Consider the following 18,579-nt stretch of genomic DNA (forward strand, 5'->3'; position numbering starts at 1 on the left):
GCGTCGAGCGGGGTGGGGCGTACCTGGAGGATCGGGCGGTCACGGCGCGGACGCTGGCGGCCGACGCGCGGGCCGGTGACCCGGTCGCCCGGCGGGCGATGCGCCGGGCCGGGCGGGCGATCGGCATCGCGGTCGCGTCCGCCACCCACCTGTGCGACCTGGACCTCGTCACGATCGGCGGCGGGTTGTCGCAGGCGGGGGAGCCCTTGTTCGGCCCGCTGGAGAAGGCGCTGAGGGAGCACGCCAGGATGGGGTTCGCCCGCAGCGTCAAGGTCATCCCCGCCGCACTCGGCCAGGAGGCGGGGTTGGTCGGCGCCGCCGCCCTCCTCCTGGCCGGCGACAGCTACCGGACCACTCCCACCCCATCAGGATGAGGGCCCGGTGGCTGCTGACGGCAGCCGCGCCGCTCCGGTGAGGGCGGTGGCTGCTGGACGGTTCCGGCTCTGTCAGGGTGAGGGGTCCGGTGGCTGCTGGACGGCAGCCACCTCGCCCCGGTGCGGGCGGCGGGAGATGCCGGACCGCACTCACCCACAACGGTGAGGGGCCGGCGGTCCGGGCTGATCGGGAGGGCCGCCGGGGTTGGGGAAGGGCTATTCGGTTCTGGAGGTCAGGCCAGGGCCGTCGTCCTGGTGGTGTTCCGTGGTGCGGGAGCCGGGACCAGGCAGTGCGGTGGTCTCGCAGGGGGTGACCGGTCCCTTGACGATGGTCAGCGAGGTCGAGGACGGCGGCAGGTCGTCGCCGTCCTTGCTCTTCGAGATGGCCAGGACCAGCGTCTCACCCGCCGGCACCTGCCCCTCCTCGATCCTGAACGAGATCCCGTCACCCTCCCTGCCCACACTCGTCGAGAACCGCCCGCCGGCGGTCCCGCGCTCGCCGCGAGGCTCCTTGCAGGTCTGGCCGGCCGGCAGGTAGTCCACCACGGCTCGGACGCCGGCGTCGGCGAGTTCGGCCGCCAGCCCCTCCGGGTCCGTGAAAGAGCGGATGTGCACGCTGACCGCCCCGTCGGAGCCCTTGGTCACCGCGTGGGCCGGACTCCCGGTGAGCCCCGTCAGCAGCACCACCGCGGTGCCGGCCGCCGCGACCCCCGCCACCGCGGCGGACAGCCCCGCGTAGCGCCGCCGTGAGCCGCGCCTGACCGGTGTCACCATCGTCATCTCGTCCTCCGCCGTCCTCGTCGTGATCTCTTCCTTGAGTGCATGGAGAAGGCGGTCCTCGAAGGTGCTCATGCTCGTCCTTCCATGTACACGCTCGATGGCGAAGCGACGTTCTCCAGGGCGCGTCTCGCCCGGTGCAGCCTGACCCGTGCGGTCACCTGCCTGATGCCCAGGGCGGTGGCGGCCTCGGTGACGGTGAGCTGGTCGATCGCGACGAGCTCCAGCACCGCGCGCTCGCCCTCAGGCAGGCCGGACATGGCCTCCAGGGCGCCGCGCATCCGGCGCTCGGCGTCGATCCGCTCCTCCATCCTGACGAGATCGTCGTCGTCCATCAGCCGCCGCCCGGCGACCCGAACGACCGTCCGCGCCTCCCTGGTCGCCTTGCGGTGCTGGGCCGATACGACGTTGCGCGCGACGCCGTACAGCCAGGCGATCTCGCTGCCCCGGGCGGGCACGTAGGTGTGCGCCGAGTCGAGCACCGCCAGGAAGATGTCCGCCGTCAGGTCGGCGGCGAGATGAGGATCGCTCACCCGTCGCACCACGAACCTCATGACGGCATCGACATGGCGGCGATAGAAGGCCTCAAAGGCCGTGGGGTCCTCGTTGAGGCGCACTGGCCTCGCTCCCTTCGTCGTTCGCCCTTACACCGGTACTTGGAACGAGCGACGAGAAGCGTTTCCAGGGGCCTAGGCGGGGCGGCGTGGCTGGAAGAGCCAGGCGTCGAACAGCGGGCTCAGCTCCTTGCCCGAGAGCCGCTCGGCCAGCGCGATGAACTGCTCCGTCGTGACGTGACCGTAGCGGTGCTCTGCGGCCCACCTCTTGAGCAGGTCGAAGAACGTGGTGTCGCCCACGGCCTGGCGCAGGGCGTGCAATGTCATGGCGCCGCGGGAGTAGACCGACTGGTTGAACAGGTCGTCGGGCCGCGCCCGCCCCGCCGGGTAGGCCCAGATCGGGTCGGTGGCCGGCTGGGCGTGGAGCTCCTTGAACGTCTCCTCGGCCGTCTTCCTCCCCTTGTGCTCCGACCACAGCCACTCCGCGTACGTGGCGAAGCCCTCGTTGAGCCAGAGGTCCTTCCACCGCCTGATGCTCAGGCTGTCGCCGAACCACTGGTGGGCCAGCTCGTGCGCGATGATGCCCTCGTCGGGCTCGAAACCCCCGTAGAGCGGCTTGGTCTGGTTTTCCAGCGCGTATCCGGCGGAATAGTCGTCGACCACGCCGCCGGTCGAGGAGAACGGGTAGGGGCCGAAGACCGTGGCCCAGTAGTCGGTGATCTCGCCGGAGAGCCGGTAGAGCTTGTCGAGCGAGCCCTTGTGCGCGGGGTCGGTGGCCGCGAAGTTGGGGATGCCGCCGGGCGTGCGGCCCTCGCGCAGCAGGAACTTGCCGAGCGTGGCCGTCGCCAGATAGGTCACCATCGGATGCCGCTCGCGCCACTTGTACGTGGTCTTCCCGCCCACCGTCGTCGGCCGCCCGGTCATCTCGCCGTTTGCCACCGCCGTCAGACCGGCGGGCACCGTGATCGAGAAGTCGAACGTGGCCTTGTCGGCGGGGTGGTCGTTGTTGGGGAACCAGGTCTTGGACCCGTTGGGCTCGGAGGCCACGAACGCGCCGTCGGAGGTCGGGATGAACCCGTACGTGCCCAGGTTGGCGCCGTCCCTGGCCGCGTCGGGCAGGCCGGAATAGGTCACCTTGACGGCGAACGTGGCGTCGTCGTCGATCGGCGCGGCGGGCCGGACGGTCAGCTCGGCGCCCGCGCGGCTGAAGGTCGCGGGCGCGCCGTCGACGGTGACCGCGCGCACGTCGAGCCCGGACAGGTCGAGGTTGAAGCTCGACAGGCCCTGGGTGGCGGCGGCCCGGACGGTGGTCACGCCGGCCAGTTGCCTGCTGGCCGGGGTGTAGTCGATGGCGATGTCGTAGTGGGCGACGTCGTAGCCGCCGTTGCCGTCCTTGGGGAAGTCGGGATCGCCGATGCCCGGCGCGCCCGGCCGGAATTCGGCGGCCGCCGGCGGCTCGTCCGCGGCTGACGTCGGCTGGTCCGCGGGCGAGCAGGCCAGCACGCACATGAGCGCCGCCAGCACTGCCACTCCGCGCCTCGTGGTACGCATAGGCGAACGAGCCCCCCTTTCAATTCGTGAGCAAAAGCTTACGCTGAGTCAGGCGTTCACCACGACGGTCCTCGCGGCTTTGTCATGGAGGGCCTGTTTGCGGGGGTCGAAGAGGATCCAGCCGAGATCCAGCAGGAGACCGACGCAGCACAGCCATACGAACAGGGACTCCACGACCTGCCTGACCGCGGCCTGGCCGACCTCGATCCTGGCCCCGTTCTCCTGCACCACCCGGATGCCGAACACCTTCTTGCCCAGCGTCTGCCCGTTCCAGAAGGCATGCAACAGCCAGAAGTAGAGGAAGGCCACGAGTCCGGCGACGAAGGAGTGCTCGACCGGGTAGCGGTCCCAGGTGGCACGGCCGCTCACCCACACGTATTCCCAGCTCGTCCAGCTGAAGGGGGCGGAGACGATGTTCACGATGACCCAGTCGAGGACGCCGGCGAACAGTCGTCGCCAGCGCCCTGCCAGACCAGGTGGTGGTGATCCCATGATTTCCAGATGGCCACCACTAAGTCGGGACAAACTAAAGGTTGCCCCTCCGTTCCTGCTCCCGCTCGATCGCCTCGAACAGCGCCTTGAAGTTGCCCTTGCCGAACCCGAGCGAGCCGTGCCGCTCGATCAGCTCGAAGAAGACCGTGGGCCGGTCCTGCACGGGCTGGGTGAAGATCTGCAGCAGGTAGCCGTCCTCGTCCCGGTCCACGAGGATCCCGCGCTTCTTCAGCTCCTCGATCGGCGCCCGCACCTCCCCGATGCGCGCCCGCAGTTCGGGGTCCTCGTAGTACGACTCAGGCGTGTCGAGGAACCGCACGCCGGCCGCCCGCATGTGGTCGACCGTGGTCAGGATGTCGTTGGTGGCCAGCGCGATGTGCTGCACGCCTGGACCGCCGTAGAACTCCAGGTATTCGTCGATCTGCGACTTCCTGCGGCCGGCGGCCGGCTCGTTCAGCGGGAACTTCACCTTCCGCGTCCCGTCGGCCACGACCTTGGACATGAGCGCGGAGTACTCGGTGGCGATGTCGTCGCCGATGAACTCCGCCATGTTCGTGAAGCCCATGACCTCGCGGTAGAACTCCACCCATTCGTCCATCTTGCCCAGCTCGACGTTGCCGACGCAGTGGTCCACGGCCTGGAACAGCCGCCCGGTCCGCGTGGCGGGCGGCGCGACCAGCGGCTCGGCGGCCGTGTACCCGGGCAGGTAGGGGCCGCCGTAGTTGGACCTGTCGACCAGCGTGTGCCGCGTCTCGCCGTACGCGGCGATGGCCGCGACCTGCGCCTTGCCGTGCTCGTCCGTCATCGTGTACGGCTCCGCCAGCCCCCTGGCCCCGTGGGCCACCGCGTGGGCGTACGCCGCCTCCACGTCGGGCACCTGGATGGCCAGGTCGATCACGCCGTCACCGTGCTCGGCGACGTGCCGCGCCAGGTCAGTGCCCGGCCTGATCGAGGCACGGAACTCGAACGTGGCGCTGCCGGAGGTCAGCACGTACGCCACCGCGTCCCGGCTGCCGTTCTCCGGCCCCCGATAGGCCACCAGCCTCATCCCGAACGCGGTCGAGTAGTAGTGGGCCGCCTGCCTGGCGTTGCCCACGGCGAAGACCACCGCATCCATCCCGTTCACCGGAAAAACATCGCTCATACCCCCAACTCTCGATTTGTCTGGACGAGTTGCGCAACAGTTACTTCAAAGTGTGCACAACTTGCCTAGTCGTCTCTCGAAATATCGGGTAGATCTGTACAGCATGACGATCGATGACCTGGACGCCAAGCTGATCGCGCTCCTGGCGGCGGAGTCCCGGCTGGGCGTGCTGGAGTGCTCGCGCCGGCTCGGGGTGGCCCGCGGCACCGTCCAGGCCAGGCTCGACCGGCTGATCGCCAGGGGCGTGATCCGCGGGTTCGGGCCGGACGTCTCGCCGGCGGCGCTCGGCTACGACGTGACCGCGTTCGTGAGCATGGAGATCAGGCAGATCGCCGGGCACGACCCGGTGGCGGACAGGCTGGCCCACATTCCCGAGGTGCTGGAGGTGCACACGATCACCGGCGGCAGTGATCTGCTCTGCCGCGTGGTCGCCAGGAACAATGCTGATTTGCAGCGAGTTATCGATCAGATCGTCGATGTTCAGGGCGTGCTCAGAACAAATTCGATCATTGCCCTGGACACCCCGGTTCCCTACCGAGTGCTGCCGTTGGTCGCCGATGTTCCGCGGCGCGGGGCGCGGTAGTCGTACTATCGCTGAGGGACCGGGCACCGTTGCCGACGGTTTACCCTGGGCATTCGCGCAGTTCCGGGGCTGTGGCGACGAGAGGGGGTCGAGGGTGCGGAGTGGTGGTGGAAACGCGATGCGAAAGCGGCGAGTTCTCCGACTTGTATTGATTTCCTTTGGTACGGGAATCCTCGTGCTGGTCGGCCTTTTCGCGATTGCGTGGGCCATGACGCCCATTCCTGACACCACCCAGAAACAGGCCACCGCGCAGGGTTCGGTGATCTATTACCGCGACGGCAAGACCGTGCTCGCCAGGAAGGGCGTCGACCGCAAGAACGTCGCGCTGGCCAAGGTTCCCAAGCACGTGCGCGACGCGGTGATCGCCGCCGAGAACCGCTCGTTCTACGAGGACGGCGGCGTCTCGTTCAAGGGCACCGCGCGGGCCGTCTGGTCCACCCTCACCGGGCAGCAGCTCCAGGGCGGCTCGACGATCACCCAGCAGCTCGTACGCAACTACTACAGCGGCCTCAGCCAGGAACGCTCCGTCACCCGCAAGTTCAAAGAGATCCTCATCGCGATGAAGGTCGACCAGTCCAAGCCGAAGGACTGGGTGCTCGAGCAGTACCTCAACACGATCTACTTCGGCCGTGGCGCCAACGGCGTCCAGTCGGCCGCCCGCGCCTACTTCGGCAAGGACGTCGGCGAGCTCAGCGTGGCCGAGGGCGCCTACCTGGCGGCGGTGATCCAGCAGCCCAGCCGGTTCGCCGCGCCCACGGGCTCCGACCTCGCCGCGGCCAGATACCGCTGGCAGTCGGTGATCAACGCGATGGGGCAGACAGGCGCGCTGACCGCCGCGGAGGTGGCCGCCCAGCGCTTCCCCGAGCTGACGGAGCCGAAGAAGCCGTTCGAGCTCAAGGGCCAGTCGCAGTACATGCTGGAGCAGGTGACCGCCGAGCTCAACCGGCGTGGCTACACCGACGAGGACATCAGCGGCGGCGGGCTCAAGGTCGTCACCACGTTCGACAAGAAGCTCATGGCGGCGGCCTCGCGGGCGGTCAACGAGGTCCTCCCGGACTCGACGCCCAAGAAGGTGCGCACCGGGCTGGCGGCGGTCGCCCCCGCCACGGGCGAGGTCGTCGCCTTCTACGGCGGCCGTCCCTCGCAGGCCGGCTACTACGACACCGCGTTCTCGTCCAAGGTGATGGCCGGGTCGACGTTCAAGCCGTACACCCTGGCGGCCGCGCTGGACAACGGCTTCGACCTGTCGACCAGGGTCGACGGCAACTCGCCGCTGCGGGTGGCGTCGGCGTCCAAGCCCATCCCGAACGACAGCGATCGCTCGTACGGCGAGATCGACCTGGTCCAGGCCACCCAGAACTCCGTCAACACCGCGTTCGTCGACCTCGGGCAGAAGGTCGGCCTGGACAAGGTCGCCAAGACCGCCGAGGCGGCCGGCATCCCGGCGAGCCAGTTGGAGCGCCACCAGAGCGCGGCCTCCTTCCCGCTCGGCGTGGCCTCGGTCAGCGCCGTCCAGAACGCCTCCGGCTTCGCCACCTTCGCCAACAAGGGCGTGCACGTGGAGGCCCACGTGGTCAGGTCGGTCACCGACGCCCAGGGGCGCAAGGAGGTCGTCAAGCCGGTCACGACGCAGGCGATCAACCAGCAGGCCGCGGCGGACACCGCGTACGCGATGCAGCAGGTCGTCGAGTACGGCACCGGCACCGCCGCCCGCCTCTACGACCGACCGGTGGCCGGCAAGACGGGCACCACGGACGATTCCGCGTCGGTCTGGTTCAACGGCTTCACACCGCAGCTCGCGGCGGCGGTCGACATGTTCCGCGACGACAACGCCACGGTCACCATCCCCGGGTACGGCACGCAGTTCGGCGGCCAGTTGCCCGCGCAGATCTGGCGGGCGTTCATGACCGAGGCCATGGCGGGCAAGCCGGTCGAGGAGTTCCCGGAGCCGTCGGACTACGGCTGGTCCAGCGGCTGGTCCACGCCGGATCCTGACGTACCCGACGAGGACTACGCGCCGCCGGCGGACCCGGACGAGTGGGACACGCCGGAGCCCGAGTTCACCGGCCAGCCGGACGGTGACCCGCAGGTGACGGAGGAGCCCGACGACAACCGGCGGGAGGACGAGCCCGACGAGAGCGACCCGGCTCCCACCGAGCTCCCTGACCAGCAGCAGCCCTGGGAGAACGACGACAGCCGCAACGAGGGCCGCGGCCGCTCCCCAACCGGCTGACCCCGCGCCCCCACCGCGGGGCTCACGCGGCGGCGCCCACCGCCCGGCTCATCGGCGCGGGGCATCCGGGGCTGGGCCGCCGCCCCGGCTCTCAGCCGGTCGGCGGTGTTCCGGCCAGTTCGGCGCGCAGAGCGTCGACGGTCGTGACGGGCATCCGGCAGGTGAACCCCCTGCACACGTACGCGGCGGGCGCCCCGCCGACCGGCCCGCGTCCTTCGAGCAGCGCGGGGAAGGTCTCCCCTGGCAGCAGCGGATCGCCTGAGCCTCTGGCCTCGCCGTCGCCGGAGCCGAGCGCGACCACCAGCCCTGGCACGTCGGCGAGCAGTGAGGCCCGGTGCAGTGCCGCCGTCCGCGGGTCGTCAGGCGGCCCGACGACGGCCACCTCGACCGGCCCGCCGAGCGCCGCCCGCGCCACGGCCAGCCCCCACCCGGCGAACCTGGCATGGCCGCTCGCCAGCACGGACACGGCGCCGAGCGCGGCGTATGCGGCCTCCCTGTGCCTGGCCGACCCGGTCAGCGCCCCGTAGGACAGCAGGGCGCCCGCGGCGGCGTACTGGCCCGAGGGGGTGGCGTTGTCGGTCGGGTCCTGGGGCCGCTGGAAGAGGCTCTCGGCGTCGTCCGCCGTGTCGTAGAAGCCGCCGGCCCCGTCGGCGAACCTGTCGAGCACGGTCTCCAGCAGCGATCCCGCCAGCCGGAGCCACCTGGCCTCGCCGGTGACGCCGTACAGGGCGATCAGACCTTCCGCCAGGTTGGCGTAGTCCTCCAGGACGCCGGCGTTGGTGCCGGCCCGGCCGTCCCGCGAGGTGCGCAGCAGCCTGCCGTCCACCAGGTGCGTGCTCGCGAGGAGCTCGGCCGCCGCCGTCGCCGCCGCCACGAAGTCGGGCCGCTCGAACACCATGCCGGTCTCGGCCAGCGCGGCGATCGCGAGGCCGGTCCAGGAGGCCACGACCTTGTCGTCGCGCCCGGGGCGTACCCGCTGCTCCCTGGCGGCCAGCAGCCGCTCGCGGACGCGCTCGTAACGCTCGGGGTCCTCGGGGTCGCGCGGGAGCCGCAGCACGGACGTGCCGTGCTCGAAGGTGCCCGTGACGTCGAAGAGCCCGGCCGCCCACCGGCCGTCGTCCTCGCCCAGCACCGCGCGCAGCTCCTCGGGCGTCCAGACGTAGAACCTGCCCTCCACGCCCTCGCTGTCGGCGTCGAGCGCGGAGGCGAAGCCGCCTTCGGGTGTGCGCATCTCGCGCAGCAGCCAGTCGGCCGTCTCCAGCGCCACCCTGCGGGCGAGCTCGCCGCCGCCCGCCTTCCACCAGTGCGTGTAGACCCGCAGCAGCAGGGCGTTGTCGTAGAGCATCTTCTCGAAATGCGGTACGACCCATTCCGCGTCCACGCTGTAGCGGGCGAATCCGCCGCCGATCTGGTCGTACATGCCGCCGCGGGCCATGGCCTCCAGCGTCCTGCCGCTCATCTCGCGCTCGCCGGACCGCAGCAGGAACTCCAGCACCATGGACGGCGGGAACTTGGGCGCCCCGCCGAACCCGCCGTTCGCCGCGTCGAACGACTCCCGCAGATTCGCGATGGCCTGCGCCAGCGTGTCCTCGCCCGGCACCGCGCCACTGGGCAGCGTGGTTTGCGTGTTGAGCGCCTCCACCACCTTGGCCCCCTGCAGCAGCACGGACTCCCTGTCACCCGTCCACACGTTGTTGACCTCGGTGAGCAGCCGCTGGAAGTGCGGGCGCGGGAAATAGGTGCCGCAGTAGAACGGGTGGCCCTCAGGCGTCGCGAACACCGTCATCGGCCAGCCGCCCTGATGCGTCATGGCCTGGGTCGCGCCCATGTAGACGGCGTCGACGTCCGGCCGTTCCTCGCGGTCGACCTTGATGTTGACGAAGTGCTCGTTCATGAGCCGCGCGGTCTCCGCGTCCTCGAAGCTCTCGTGAGCCATGACGTGGCACCAGTGGCAGGCCGAATAGCCCACGCTGATGAGCAGCGGCACGTCACGGCGCCGGGCCTCCGCGAACGCCTCCTCGCCCCATGGATGCCAGTCCACGGGGTTGGCCGCGTGCTGGAGCAGGTAGGGGCTCGTGGCGTCTTTCAAGCGGTTCATCATGACCTCCCCCATCCACCCTAGACGGCATTCCTGACCTGGCGCGCGGGCCGGGCGGAGCGGGGGAGCGGCGGCGTCCAGGCTGACTTGGGAGGCGGGGACGGCGTAGGTTACGGAGCGTGGATATGGACTTCGTCTGCGCCCATGCCGGACGCCCGGCGACCGCCGTCACGCGCAGGGACGTGGCACGTGCACTGCTCGCGGTGCCCTCAGGGGTGGCGCTCGTGGCGCTGCCCGACCTGCGGCGGGCGATGATGTCGGCCGGCAACCCGCTGTCCCTCCAGTTCTGGGAGTCCGCCAAGGCGACGCTCAGCTCGATCGAGGCGGGTGTCGCCACGGTCGGCGACGTGCAGCGCTGGCTGGAGTCCACCGGCACCGAGCCGATTCTGATGACGCCCAGCTACTTCGTCTGGCCGGAGGAGGACGAGCGGGGTCCGGTGGCCGGGGAGATGTTCGGGCGGCTGGTGGCGTACCTGGAGGAACGGGTCGAGGAGGGGGAGATCGACCCCGACGCGCTGGCGGTCGGCGATCAGGAGGCCCGCGGCGCGTACGAGGATCTGCAGGAGCGCTGGCTCAGCACGCCGCTGCCCGACGAGCGGGTGCCCGCGTTCGCGGTCAGCGACGAGCAGGACGAGGAGCTGTTCGCGGCCTGGGACGAGGAGGAGGCGTTCGCGCTGTCCGAGTTGCGGCGCATCGTCGGCGAGCTGCCCAAGCAGCCCGAGTTGCCCGTCCACGAGCTGGACGTCGCCGCGGCCCGCCTGCGTGAGCTGCTCGCCCTGCCCGGATACCCGGCCAATGTGCTGCGGGCCTGCGCCGGGTTCGAGGAGAGGCCGATGCCGGACGACGACCAGGAGCTGTGGCTCGCGGTGGCGGCGGGCATCGCGGGACCGGTCTCGGATCTGTCGGAGAGCGGGGACGTGCTGGAGGAGTTCGCCGATCTGGACGGGGAACTGAGCATGGAGGACGCGGCGCTGGCCAACCTCTGCGCGATCCAGCACGCCGACTGGCTGGCCGGGGTGGCGGCGCTGGCCAGGATGGGCCCGGGCGTGCTCGCCTCGCCTGAGCGGATGGCCAGGCTCATCGCCGAGTCCGAGGACATCGACAGCGACGCGCAGGAGGAAGACGATCTCGACGCCACCGAGGGGTTGTTCACGTCGGTGGTGAGCCTGTGGGGCTATCTCGGGATCGTGGACGAGGACGAGGTGCTCACGCCGCTCGGCTGGTGGGGGCTGCCGAAGGCGCTGGAACGAGCGTGGTCGCCGCCGCCCGAGTGAGCCCGTTCAGGCCGGCGCGGTGTCCAGGAGTTCCTTGAACTCAGGGTGGCGGTCGATGTACTTCGCGACGTAAGGGCAGAGCGGCACGACGCGCAGGCCGGTGTCGGCGCTCGCCTGGAGCGCGTGCCTGACCAGCCTGCCCGCCAGCCCCTTCCCCTCGTACGCGTGCAACACCTCGGTGTGCGTGAATACGATCTTGGTGGGCAGGAGCCGGTAGTCGGCGAACCCGGCGACCTTGCCGTCCACGAGGATCTCGAACCGGCTCTCCGTCGAGTTGTCGACGATTTCGATCGGCATCTACTCGGCCTTCTCCTTGTCGTCGACGTCGCCCTCGTGCGGCACCTTGATCTTCGTCATCTGCTTGTTCATCGACTTGATCAGCATGTAGAGGGCGACCCCGATCAGGGCCACGACGACGAAGCCGAGGAGACCCGGACTTACGTCACCGGCTGCGAGAACTGTCACCCTTCCAGTCTGCCACCGGGACCCAGTGGTCCGTTCAGCGGTCCGTTCAGTGGCAGGCGGGGGAGACGTCGTCGGCGTGGATGCCCACGAACAGGTCGTCCTCCGGCGGCTCGGTGTCGACCAGTGAGCGCGCCAGGTGGTAGTCCTCGGTCGGCCAGATCTCCTGCTGCAGCTCGCGCGGGCAGACGAACCAGGAGCCGTCCGGGTCCACCTGAGTGGCGTGTGCCAGCAGGGCCTCGTCGCGGATCTGGAAGTAGTCGGCGCACGGCACCCGCGTGGTCACCGGCCACTTGACCGGGCGGTCCTCCCAGCGGGAGATCCAGTCGGTGTACGGGGAGCCGAGGCCGCGCTCGGTCATCGCCTCGTGCAGCGCCTCGAAGCGGTCCTTGGTGAACCCCATGTGGTAGTAGAGCTTCAGTGGCTGCCACGGGTCGCCGGTGCCCGGGTAGCGGTCGGGGTCGCCGGCCGCCTCGAACGCCTCCACCGATACCTTGTTGGTCATGATGTGGTCGGGGTGGGGGTAGCCGCCGTCGTCGTCGTACGTGATGATGACGTGCGGCCTGAACTCGCGTACGGCCGCCACCAGCGGAGCCGCGGCGTCCTCCAGCTTCTGCACGGCGAAGCAGCCCTCGGGCAGCTCCTCCTCCTCGCTCTCCGGCAGCCCGGAGTCGACGAAGCCCATGAACCGCTGCCGCACGCCGAGGATCTCGCGCGCCCGGTCCATCTCCGCCTTGCGCACCTCGCCGATGTTGGCGACGATCTCCGGCCGGTCCATCTTCGGGTTCAGTACGGAGCCGCGCTCACCACCCGTGAGGGTACAGACCAGCACGTCCACGCCTTCACGCACGTAACGCGCCATCGTGGCGGCACCCTTGCTCGACTCGTCGTCGGGGTGGGCGTGGACGGCCATCAGCCGCATCGGTGCACTCACGGGCTCGATGTCTCCTCACTCAGGGACAGGACACTCACCCAGAGAGGTTAGTTTCTGCTGGGCGGCTCGCGAGGGAGGCCATGTCGTGTACCGGCACCCCCGCGGGCGACAATTGTCTCGGATAACGCCGAGGGAGTGCAGGGAGATTCCGCCATGGCCACCAGAGATGTCGAGAACGGTCCCGTTCTCGGCACACCCGACGACTTTCCGGACCGGCCCAGGCGAGGTGGCCGGCTCGTCGTCCACGTCGTGATCGGCGTGCTGGTGGCCATCATCGCAGGTGGGTGGGGCTACGTGATGTGGTCCATGACGGCCGGCGGCTCAGAGGCGCCGTCGCAGGTCGTGACGTTCACGATCGAGAGCCCGCAGCGCGCCGAGATCACGTTCGAGGTGTACAAGCCTGACGATAGGGTGGCCGTCTGCCGGATCAGGGCGCTGGACGTGTCGCACGCGGAAGTTGGCAGCAAGGAAGTAAGAATCCCGGCTGGTGGGGGTAGTAAGCAGCTCAAGGAGAGCCTCGACACGAGCGGTGAGGCCACTTCAGTCCACATCCAGTACTGCAATCTCGTATAGTGAGACATTTGGGGAAGCGTTCCAGCGGTTAAGTTGTTACTCTTTCGCAATTCAACCGTACGCAACCGCAAGTTGATCTCAGGGCCCCCTAGGCAAGCAAGGAGAACCCGTGGCCGACTCTCGCGATGAGAACGTCACATGGCTGACGCAGGAGGCGTACGACCGTCTGAAGGCGGAGTACGAATATCTCTCTGGCCCCGGGCGCGTCGACATCGCCAAGAAGATCGAGGCCGCCCGTGAGGAGGGCGATCTGAAGGAGAACGGCGGCTACCACGCCGCCAAGGACGAGCAGGGCAAGATGGAGGCCCGCATCTTCCACCTCCGCCAGATACTCGACAACGCCCAGGTGGGAGAGGCCCCCAAGGCCGAGGGCGTGGTGGGCCCCGGTATGACCGTGACCATCCGGTTCGTCGGTGACGACGACGAGGTCACCTTCCTGCTCGCCTCCCGTGAGGAGAGCGGAGCGCCGATCGACGTCTACTCGCCCAGGTCCCCGCTCGGAGCGGCGATCAACGGCAAGAAGATCGGGGAGAAGGCGACCTACTCGATGCCCAACGGGCGCCAGAACACCGTCGAGATCCTCGAGGCAGTGCCGTACATCGGCAACTGACACCCCTGGAGACCAACCGCCGGGCCCATACGGGTCCGGCGGACTTTTCGCGTGGCTCGGGCATCCGGCAGGATCTCAGCTTTCTCGTCAAGTCTCGTAAGCGGCGTAACACGTACAAGCTGGTGCCGTTCATCGTGGTGGCGCTGGTCGCGGTGCTGACCGCGGACGTGCTGCTGCTGACGCAGCCGGGTGAGCTGGCCGAGCCGGTCGCCACGCGCACCCATCCCGCGCCCAAGCAGACGCTGATGGCGCAGCAGCAGCCGGTCCCGCAGCAGCCCCAGACGGCCGAGCCGGTGGCGCCGCTGGACAAGCTGCACAAGCCCAACCTGTTCGTGCTCACCCGCAAGCCGTTCACCAACGAACTGTTACAGAAGGTGGCCAAGCTGCGCGGGGTGCGGGCGCTGGAACTGGCCGACGCGGCGTCCGTCGTCCTCGACGACAAGAGGGTGCAGACGCTGGCGGTCGATCCGTCGACGTTCCGCTCCTACACCCCCAAGGTGACCGCCTCGTCCGACGCGCTGTGGCAGAACGTCGCGGCGGGTGACGTGGCGGTCTCGTTCGTGCTCGGCAACGACGGCGGGCTCGCGCTGCACCGGCAGGTGGCCGGCCCGGCCGGTCCGCTGCGGATCGGCGCGTACGCCACCACCGGCTTCGGCGCGGTGGACGCGGTCGTGTCCAAGGACGTCGGTCGTACGCTGGGTCTGCCGCACGACAACGCGCTCATCGTCAGCGCCCCCAAGACGAACTCCGCGCAACTGCGTGACGACATTCTCGAGGTGCTGCCCAAGGGCACACAGGTGGCCATGGTCAACCCGGTGCTGCCCGAGCCCCAGAAGGTCACCCAGAACTGGCCCGCCGGCTCGTTCATGACGGGCGAGCAGCTCACCACGGCGCTCCAGGCCGCCGTCTCGAAGCTCGGCAGGCCGTACGTGTGGGGCGCCGAGGGGCCTGCGACCTTCGACTGCTCTGGGCTGGTCCAGTGGGCGTACGGGCAGGCCGGGGTGCGCATGCCCCGGGTGACGCACCAGCAGTGGGTGACGGGGCCACAGGTTCCTTACGCGCAGGCGCAACCCGGCGATCTGCTCTTCTGGCGCAATGACCCGACAAATCCGGCGTACATCTCGCATGTGGCGATTTATTGGGGTAACGGGAAGATGCTCCACGCGCCCCGGACCGGCGACGTCGTCAAGATCGCCCCGGTGAGCACCCGCAACCTGGCCGGCGTCGTCAGAGTCAGCCCCGCTGCGGCCGCCCAGGTCCGCTAGCGCGCGTTCATGGCCTGCACACCGTAAGGCCGGCGACAAAGTCCCGTGCAATTTCACGGCAAATGTGTAATGTTGATTACATGACAGCAGATGACGCTACGGCACAGGTGCACGGCTGGTTCGCCGGGCGGTTGCCTGAGGGATGGTTCACCGGGGCGCCCGAGGTCATCAGGGACCGCGAGGAGATCGCGGTGGTCGGCACGCTCCCGGACCCGCCGGACGACGTGCCTGAGGCGGAGCGCGCCGCCCTGATCGAGGGGCTGTGCAGGCGGTTCAGGGAAGAGACGCGCGAGCGGCGGATCGAGATCGCGAGGGAGGCCGAGCGCAGGTTCCGGCAGAAGATCTCCTGGGGTGTGGTCTGCGGTGGCCAGACCGTGATGTTCACCACACTCTCCGTGCCCGTGATGACCCGGCTGCGCCAGTCGGAGCGGCAGGTCCTCGACACGCTCGTGGCCGCCGGGGTGGCCAGGAGTCGCAGCGACGCGCTCGCCTGGTGCGTACGCCTGGTCGGCAAGCACACCGACACGTGGCTCGCCGAGTTGCGGGACGCGCTCCAGCACGTCGACAGGGTTCGCTCGGCGGGCCCCGACATCAATTCATGAGACCACCCAGCGGAAACAGCCCGGCGAATGGACTAAACCACTCGGGAAATTGGTTTAGACCATCGCTATTGGACTGGACCACTGCTCGTAATTGCGTCTTTTAAATCTCCTCCGCCTGGGTAGGCTCCCCGAATCGTCAGGGCCTCTGCCTGCGACGACGGCGAAACCGATAGGTCTATGCCAATTGGCTTCCAAGCCGGTTCGTCGTTAATGATGACTGGGCCTTGAGAGAGTGGAGGAGTCACCGTCGTGTCCGTTTCCGTGGCAGTACCCGCACCGACCGGCAATCGCGAATTGGTCGCGTGGGTGAACGAGATCGCAGCACTGACCCAGCCAGACCGGATCGAGTGGTGCGACGGGTCGGAGGAGGAGTGGACGCGCCTGACGAACCTCCTCGTCGAGCAGGGCACGTTCACGCGCCTCGCCGCCCGGCCCAACAGCTTCTACGCGAAGTCCGATCCCAGCGACGTGGCCAGGGTCGAGGACCGTACGTTCATCTGCTCCGAGCGCGAGGAGGACGCCGGGCCGACGAACAACTGGATCGCGCCCGGCGAGATGCGCAAGACGTTCGCCGAGCTGTTCAAGGGCTGCATGCGCGGCCGCACGATGTACGTCGTGCCGTTCTGCATGGGCCCGCTGGGCGGCGAGATCTCCCAGCTCGGCGTCGAGATCACCGACTCCCCGTACGTGGCCGTGTCCATGCGCGTCATGACCAGGATGGGTGATCGGGCGCTCCGGCTGATCGAGGAAAGGGGCGACTTCGTCAGGGCCGTCCACTCCGTCGGCGCGCCGCTGGAGGCGGGCCAGGTGGACATGCCCTGGCCGTGCAACTCGACGAAGTACATCAGCCACTTCCCCGAGACCCGCGAGATCTGGTCGTATGGCTCCGGCTACGGCGGCAACGCCCTGCTCGGGAAGAAGTGCTACGCGCTCAGGATCGCCAGCGTCATGGCCCGCGACGAGGGCTGGATGGCCGAGCACATGCTGATACTCAAGCTCACTCCGCCCTCCGGCGAGACCCGCTACATCGCCGCCGCCTTCCCGAGCGCGTGCGGCAAGACCAACCTCGCCATGCTCCAGCCCACCATCCCGGGCTGGAAGGTCGAGACGATCGGCGACGACATCGCCTGGATGCGCTACGGGGACGACGGCCGCCTCTACGCCATCAACCCGGAGGCCGGCTTCTTCGGCGTCGCGCCGGGCACCGGCGAGGTGACCAACGCCAACGCGGTCAGGACGCTGTGGGGCAACAGCATCTTCACCAACGTCGCGCTCACCGACGACGGCGACGTGTGGTGGGAAGGGCTGACCGAGGAGCCGCCCGCGCACCTGACCGACTGGAAGGGCCGGTCCTGGACGCCGGACAGCGACGAGCCCGCCGCCCACCCGAACGCCCGCTTCACCACCCCGGCCTCCCAGTGCCCGATCATCGCCCCTGAATGGCAGGACCCCAAGGGCGTGCCCATCTCAGCGATCTTGTTCGGGGGTCGCCGCGCCACCGCGGTGCCGCTCGTGACGGAGTCGCTGAGCTGGGAGCACGGCGTCTTTCTCGGAGCCAACGTCGCCTCCGAGAAGACCGCCGCTGCTGAGGGCAAGGTCGGCGAGCTGCGCCATGACCCGTTCGCCATGCTGCCGTTCTGCGGCTACAACATGGGCGACTACTTCGGCCACTGGCTGGAGATGGGCCACCGCGCGGGCGTCACGCCGCCGCGGATCTACTACGTCAACTGGTTCCGCAAGAACGCCGACGGCAAGTTCGTCTGGCCGGGTTACGGCGAGAACAGCCGGGTGCTCAAGTGGATCGTCGACCGGCTCAACGGCGAGGCCGGCGCCGTGCCGACGCCGATCGGGCTGCTGCCCGCCGAGCTCGACACCGACGGCCTGGACCTCTCGGAAGAGGACCTGCGCACGCTGCTGTCCGTCGACCGCGACGTGTGGCGTGAGGAGGCCGCGCTGATCCCGGGCCACTTCGAGAAGTTCGGCGCGCACCTGCCGAAGGAGCTGTGGGACGAGTACAACGCCCTGCTCGACCGCCTCGGGTGAGCGAAAGTCCCTTGTGCGGTACGGCGCCGCCGTCTAACTTGGCGGACTGCCGTACCGCGAGGAGGGGCCGTGGTGGACTACGTTCTGCTGATCGTCGCCATTGGTGTGACGTACCTGGTCAACGTGACGGAGCGGCGGGTCGAACGGGAGCGCAGGCGGGTCAGCGAGGCCGAGCCTGGCGGCGCGGGCCACGACCTGTCGCCGTATGAGCTGGCATATCTGTCCGGCGGCCCGCGGCGGGCCGTCAACACGGCGCTGGCCGTCCTCGCGACGGCCGGCGCCGTACGCGTGTCACGGGGCTCGCAGGTTCGCCCGGTTCACGGCGCGCGGCCCTCGCCGGTGCCGATCGAGCAGGCCGTGCTTGACGCGCTGGCGGCCAGGCCGGGCGGGTACCGGGCGAACGAGTTGCGGCATGAGCTCGAAACGCATCCGGCGCTCACTGGGCTCGCCGACCGGCTGCTGGCGCGCGGCCTGATCGTGCCCGAGGAGGCGTTCGGCCGGGCGTGGCGGCGCAGAGAGCTGATGAAGGTCGCCGCGGGCGTGGCCGTCGGCTACCTGGTGCTGGTGTTCGTGCTGTCGGGCGTGGGGCTGGCCGGGAAGGAATCGGTGTTCCTCGGCGTGCTGTTCTTCAGCGGGATCGCGGTCGTCTCCGCCTTCGTCGCGCTCTACCGCCAGGCACGCAGGCTGAGGAACGTCGTCACCCGCGAGGGGCGCGAGGTCCTGCTGTCGGCCAGGAGCTACCACCCCAGAGGCGTACGCCACCAGCAGTCCCTGGCCATGTCCCTCGCCATCCCCGTCGCCCTGTACGGCCTGGGCGAGTCCGGCGACCGGCTGCTGTGCGACGAGTTGTCGGCCGGTGACCCGGGTGGCGCCGACTGCGCGGGGTCGTGCGGGAGCCACAGCGACGGCGGGAGCTTCGGCAGCGACTCGTCCGGCGGCCTCGACTTCGGCGGTGGTGGCTCGTCGAGCTGCGGCGGGAGCTCGTCGAGCTGCGGCGGCGGTGGCGGGGG

19 protein-coding genes are annotated in these 18,579 nt (G+C 69.4%); 10 read left to right on the forward strand and 9 right to left on the reverse strand.

The window, feature by feature from the left end:
* Positions 1–374, forward strand: a 374-nt coding sequence (locus ITP53_RS42945; RefSeq protein WP_195901223.1) for an ROK family protein, incomplete at its 5' end; no start/stop codon positions are given.
* A gap of 216 nt (positions 375–590) precedes the next feature.
* Here ITP53_RS42945 and ITP53_RS42950 read toward each other — a convergent pair.
* The 5 genes from ITP53_RS42950 to hppD form a co-directional block, all read right to left on the reverse strand.
* The gene (locus ITP53_RS42950) at positions 591–1,226 is read right to left on the reverse strand and encodes a hypothetical protein (RefSeq protein ID WP_195901224.1); all 636 of its coding nucleotides are present in this window, start codon (positions 1,224–1,226) and stop codon (positions 591–593) included.
* Entirely contained in the window at positions 1,223–1,768 is a 546-nt protein-coding gene (locus ITP53_RS42955; protein WP_195901225.1) for an RNA polymerase sigma factor, read from the reverse strand. Before ITP53_RS42955 ends, ITP53_RS42950 begins: the two co-directional genes overlap by 4 nt.
* A 72-nt stretch (positions 1,769–1,840) precedes the next feature.
* Complete coding sequence (locus tag ITP53_RS42960) at positions 1,841–3,256, reverse strand: M1 family metallopeptidase (RefSeq protein ID WP_195901226.1); 1,416 nt, start codon at positions 3,254–3,256, stop codon at positions 1,841–1,843.
* 48 nt (positions 3,257–3,304) lie between these two features.
* Positions 3,305–3,748 carry an RDD family protein gene (locus ITP53_RS42965; protein ID WP_195901227.1) on the reverse strand — a complete coding sequence of 148 codons (444 nt, stop codon included), beginning with the start codon at positions 3,746–3,748 and terminating at the stop codon, positions 3,305–3,307.
* Between the two features lie 34 nt (positions 3,749–3,782).
* Positions 3,783–4,892 (reverse strand): 4-hydroxyphenylpyruvate dioxygenase, encoded by a 1,110-nt coding sequence (hppD, locus tag ITP53_RS42970; protein WP_195901228.1) that lies wholly within the window; start codon positions 4,890–4,892, stop codon positions 3,783–3,785.
* A gap of 103 nt (positions 4,893–4,995) precedes the next feature.
* Between hppD and ITP53_RS42975 the strand changes: the two genes are divergently transcribed.
* Positions 4,996–5,475: an Lrp/AsnC family transcriptional regulator gene (locus ITP53_RS42975; RefSeq protein ID WP_195901229.1), complete on the forward strand. Its 480-nt coding sequence runs from the start codon at positions 4,996–4,998 to the stop codon at positions 5,473–5,475.
* Positions 5,476–5,683: 208 nt separating this feature from the next.
* A complete protein-coding gene (locus ITP53_RS42980) occupies positions 5,684–7,708 on the forward strand; it encodes a transglycosylase domain-containing protein (RefSeq protein WP_236051774.1) in 2,025 nt (674 codons plus the stop codon).
* A 91-nt stretch (positions 7,709–7,799) separates the two neighbouring features.
* Here ITP53_RS42980 and ITP53_RS42985 read toward each other — a convergent pair whose 3' ends face one another.
* Positions 7,800–9,806 (reverse strand): thioredoxin domain-containing protein, encoded by a 2,007-nt coding sequence (locus ITP53_RS42985; RefSeq protein WP_236051775.1) that lies wholly within the window; start codon positions 9,804–9,806, stop codon positions 7,800–7,802.
* A 125-nt stretch (positions 9,807–9,931) separates the two neighbouring features.
* On the opposite strand from ITP53_RS42985, the gene ITP53_RS42990 reads away from it, so the two are divergent.
* On the forward strand, positions 9,932–11,080 hold the full coding sequence (locus ITP53_RS42990) for a hypothetical protein (RefSeq protein ID WP_195901231.1): 1,149 nt from the start codon (positions 9,932–9,934) through the stop codon (positions 11,078–11,080).
* Positions 11,081–11,086: 6 nt separating this feature from the next.
* On the opposite strand, the gene ITP53_RS42995 is transcribed toward ITP53_RS42990, so the two are convergent.
* Genes ITP53_RS42995 through mca form a run of 3 tightly spaced genes read right to left on the reverse strand, consistent with a single transcriptional unit; the run spans position 11,087 to position 12,476 of the window.
* Entirely contained in the window at positions 11,087–11,377 is a 291-nt protein-coding gene (locus ITP53_RS42995) for a GNAT family N-acetyltransferase (RefSeq protein WP_195901232.1), read from the reverse strand.
* A complete protein-coding gene (locus tag ITP53_RS43000) occupies positions 11,378–11,545 on the reverse strand; it encodes a hypothetical protein (RefSeq protein ID WP_195901233.1) in 168 nt (55 codons plus the stop codon).
* A gap of 46 nt (positions 11,546–11,591) precedes the next feature.
* A complete protein-coding gene (mca, locus tag ITP53_RS43005) occupies positions 11,592–12,476 on the reverse strand; it encodes a mycothiol conjugate amidase Mca (protein ID WP_328817606.1) in 885 nt (294 codons plus the stop codon).
* 153 nt (positions 12,477–12,629) lie between these two features.
* Here mca and ITP53_RS43010 point away from each other — a divergent pair, with 153 nt between their 5' ends.
* The 6 genes from ITP53_RS43010 to ITP53_RS43035 form a co-directional block, all read left to right on the forward strand.
* Complete coding sequence (locus ITP53_RS43010) at positions 12,630–13,049, forward strand: DUF4307 domain-containing protein (RefSeq protein WP_195901234.1); 420 nt, start codon at positions 12,630–12,632, stop codon at positions 13,047–13,049.
* Between the two features lie 109 nt (positions 13,050–13,158).
* Complete coding sequence (greA, locus tag ITP53_RS43015) at positions 13,159–13,659, forward strand: transcription elongation factor GreA (protein WP_103960435.1); 501 nt, start codon at positions 13,159–13,161, stop codon at positions 13,657–13,659.
* A gap of 122 nt (positions 13,660–13,781) precedes the next feature.
* On the forward strand, positions 13,782–14,924 hold the full coding sequence (locus ITP53_RS60695; RefSeq protein WP_328817611.1) for a C40 family peptidase: 1,143 nt from the start codon (positions 13,782–13,784) through the stop codon (positions 14,922–14,924).
* An 80-nt stretch (positions 14,925–15,004) separates the two neighbouring features.
* The gene (locus ITP53_RS43025) at positions 15,005–15,526 is read left to right on the forward strand and encodes a hypothetical protein (RefSeq protein WP_195901235.1); all 522 of its coding nucleotides are present in this window, start codon (positions 15,005–15,007) and stop codon (positions 15,524–15,526) included.
* A 249-nt stretch (positions 15,527–15,775) separates the two neighbouring features.
* Positions 15,776–17,569, forward strand: a complete 1,794-nt coding sequence (locus tag ITP53_RS43030) for a phosphoenolpyruvate carboxykinase (GTP) (protein WP_195901236.1) — start codon at positions 15,776–15,778, stop codon at positions 17,567–17,569.
* 69 nt (positions 17,570–17,638) lie between these two features.
* Positions 17,639–18,579 (forward strand): TIGR04222 domain-containing membrane protein (locus tag ITP53_RS43035; protein WP_195901237.1); only part of this gene is annotated, 941 nt, incomplete at its 3' end.

It is taken from the genome of Nonomuraea cypriaca, from assembly GCF_015645445.1.
Lineage (GTDB): Bacteria > Actinomycetota > Actinomycetes > Streptosporangiales > Streptosporangiaceae > Nonomuraea > Nonomuraea cypriaca.

Coding starts and splice junctions, on each gene's coding strand:
- ITP53_RS42975 (WP_195901229.1), top strand. CDS start 4,996: ATGACGATCGATGACCTGGACGCCAAGCTGATCGCGCTCCTGGCGGCG.
- ITP53_RS42965 (WP_195901227.1), bottom strand. CDS start 3,748: ATGGGATCACCACCACCTGGTCTGGCAGGGCGCTGGCGACGACTGTTC.
- ITP53_RS42995 (WP_195901232.1), bottom strand. CDS start 11,377: ATGCCGATCGAAATCGTCGACAACTCGACGGAGAGCCGGTTCGAGATC.
- ITP53_RS43010 (WP_195901234.1), top strand. CDS start 12,630: ATGGCCACCAGAGATGTCGAGAACGGTCCCGTTCTCGGCACACCCGAC.
- ITP53_RS42985 (WP_236051775.1), bottom strand. CDS start 9,806: ATGAACCGCTTGAAAGACGCCACGAGCCCCTACCTGCTCCAGCACGCG.
- ITP53_RS42980 (WP_236051774.1), top strand. CDS start 5,684: ATGACGCCCATTCCTGACACCACCCAGAAACAGGCCACCGCGCAGGGT.
- ITP53_RS42960 (WP_195901226.1), bottom strand. CDS start 3,256: ATGCGTACCACGAGGCGCGGAGTGGCAGTGCTGGCGGCGCTCATGTGC.
- ITP53_RS42990 (WP_195901231.1), top strand. CDS start 9,932: ATGGACTTCGTCTGCGCCCATGCCGGACGCCCGGCGACCGCCGTCACG.
- hppD (WP_195901228.1), bottom strand. CDS start 4,892: ATGAGCGATGTTTTTCCGGTGAACGGGATGGATGCGGTGGTCTTCGCC.
- ITP53_RS42950 (WP_195901224.1), bottom strand. CDS start 1,226: ATGAGCACCTTCGAGGACCGCCTTCTCCATGCACTCAAGGAAGAGATC.
- ITP53_RS43025 (WP_195901235.1), top strand. CDS start 15,005: ATGACAGCAGATGACGCTACGGCACAGGTGCACGGCTGGTTCGCCGGG.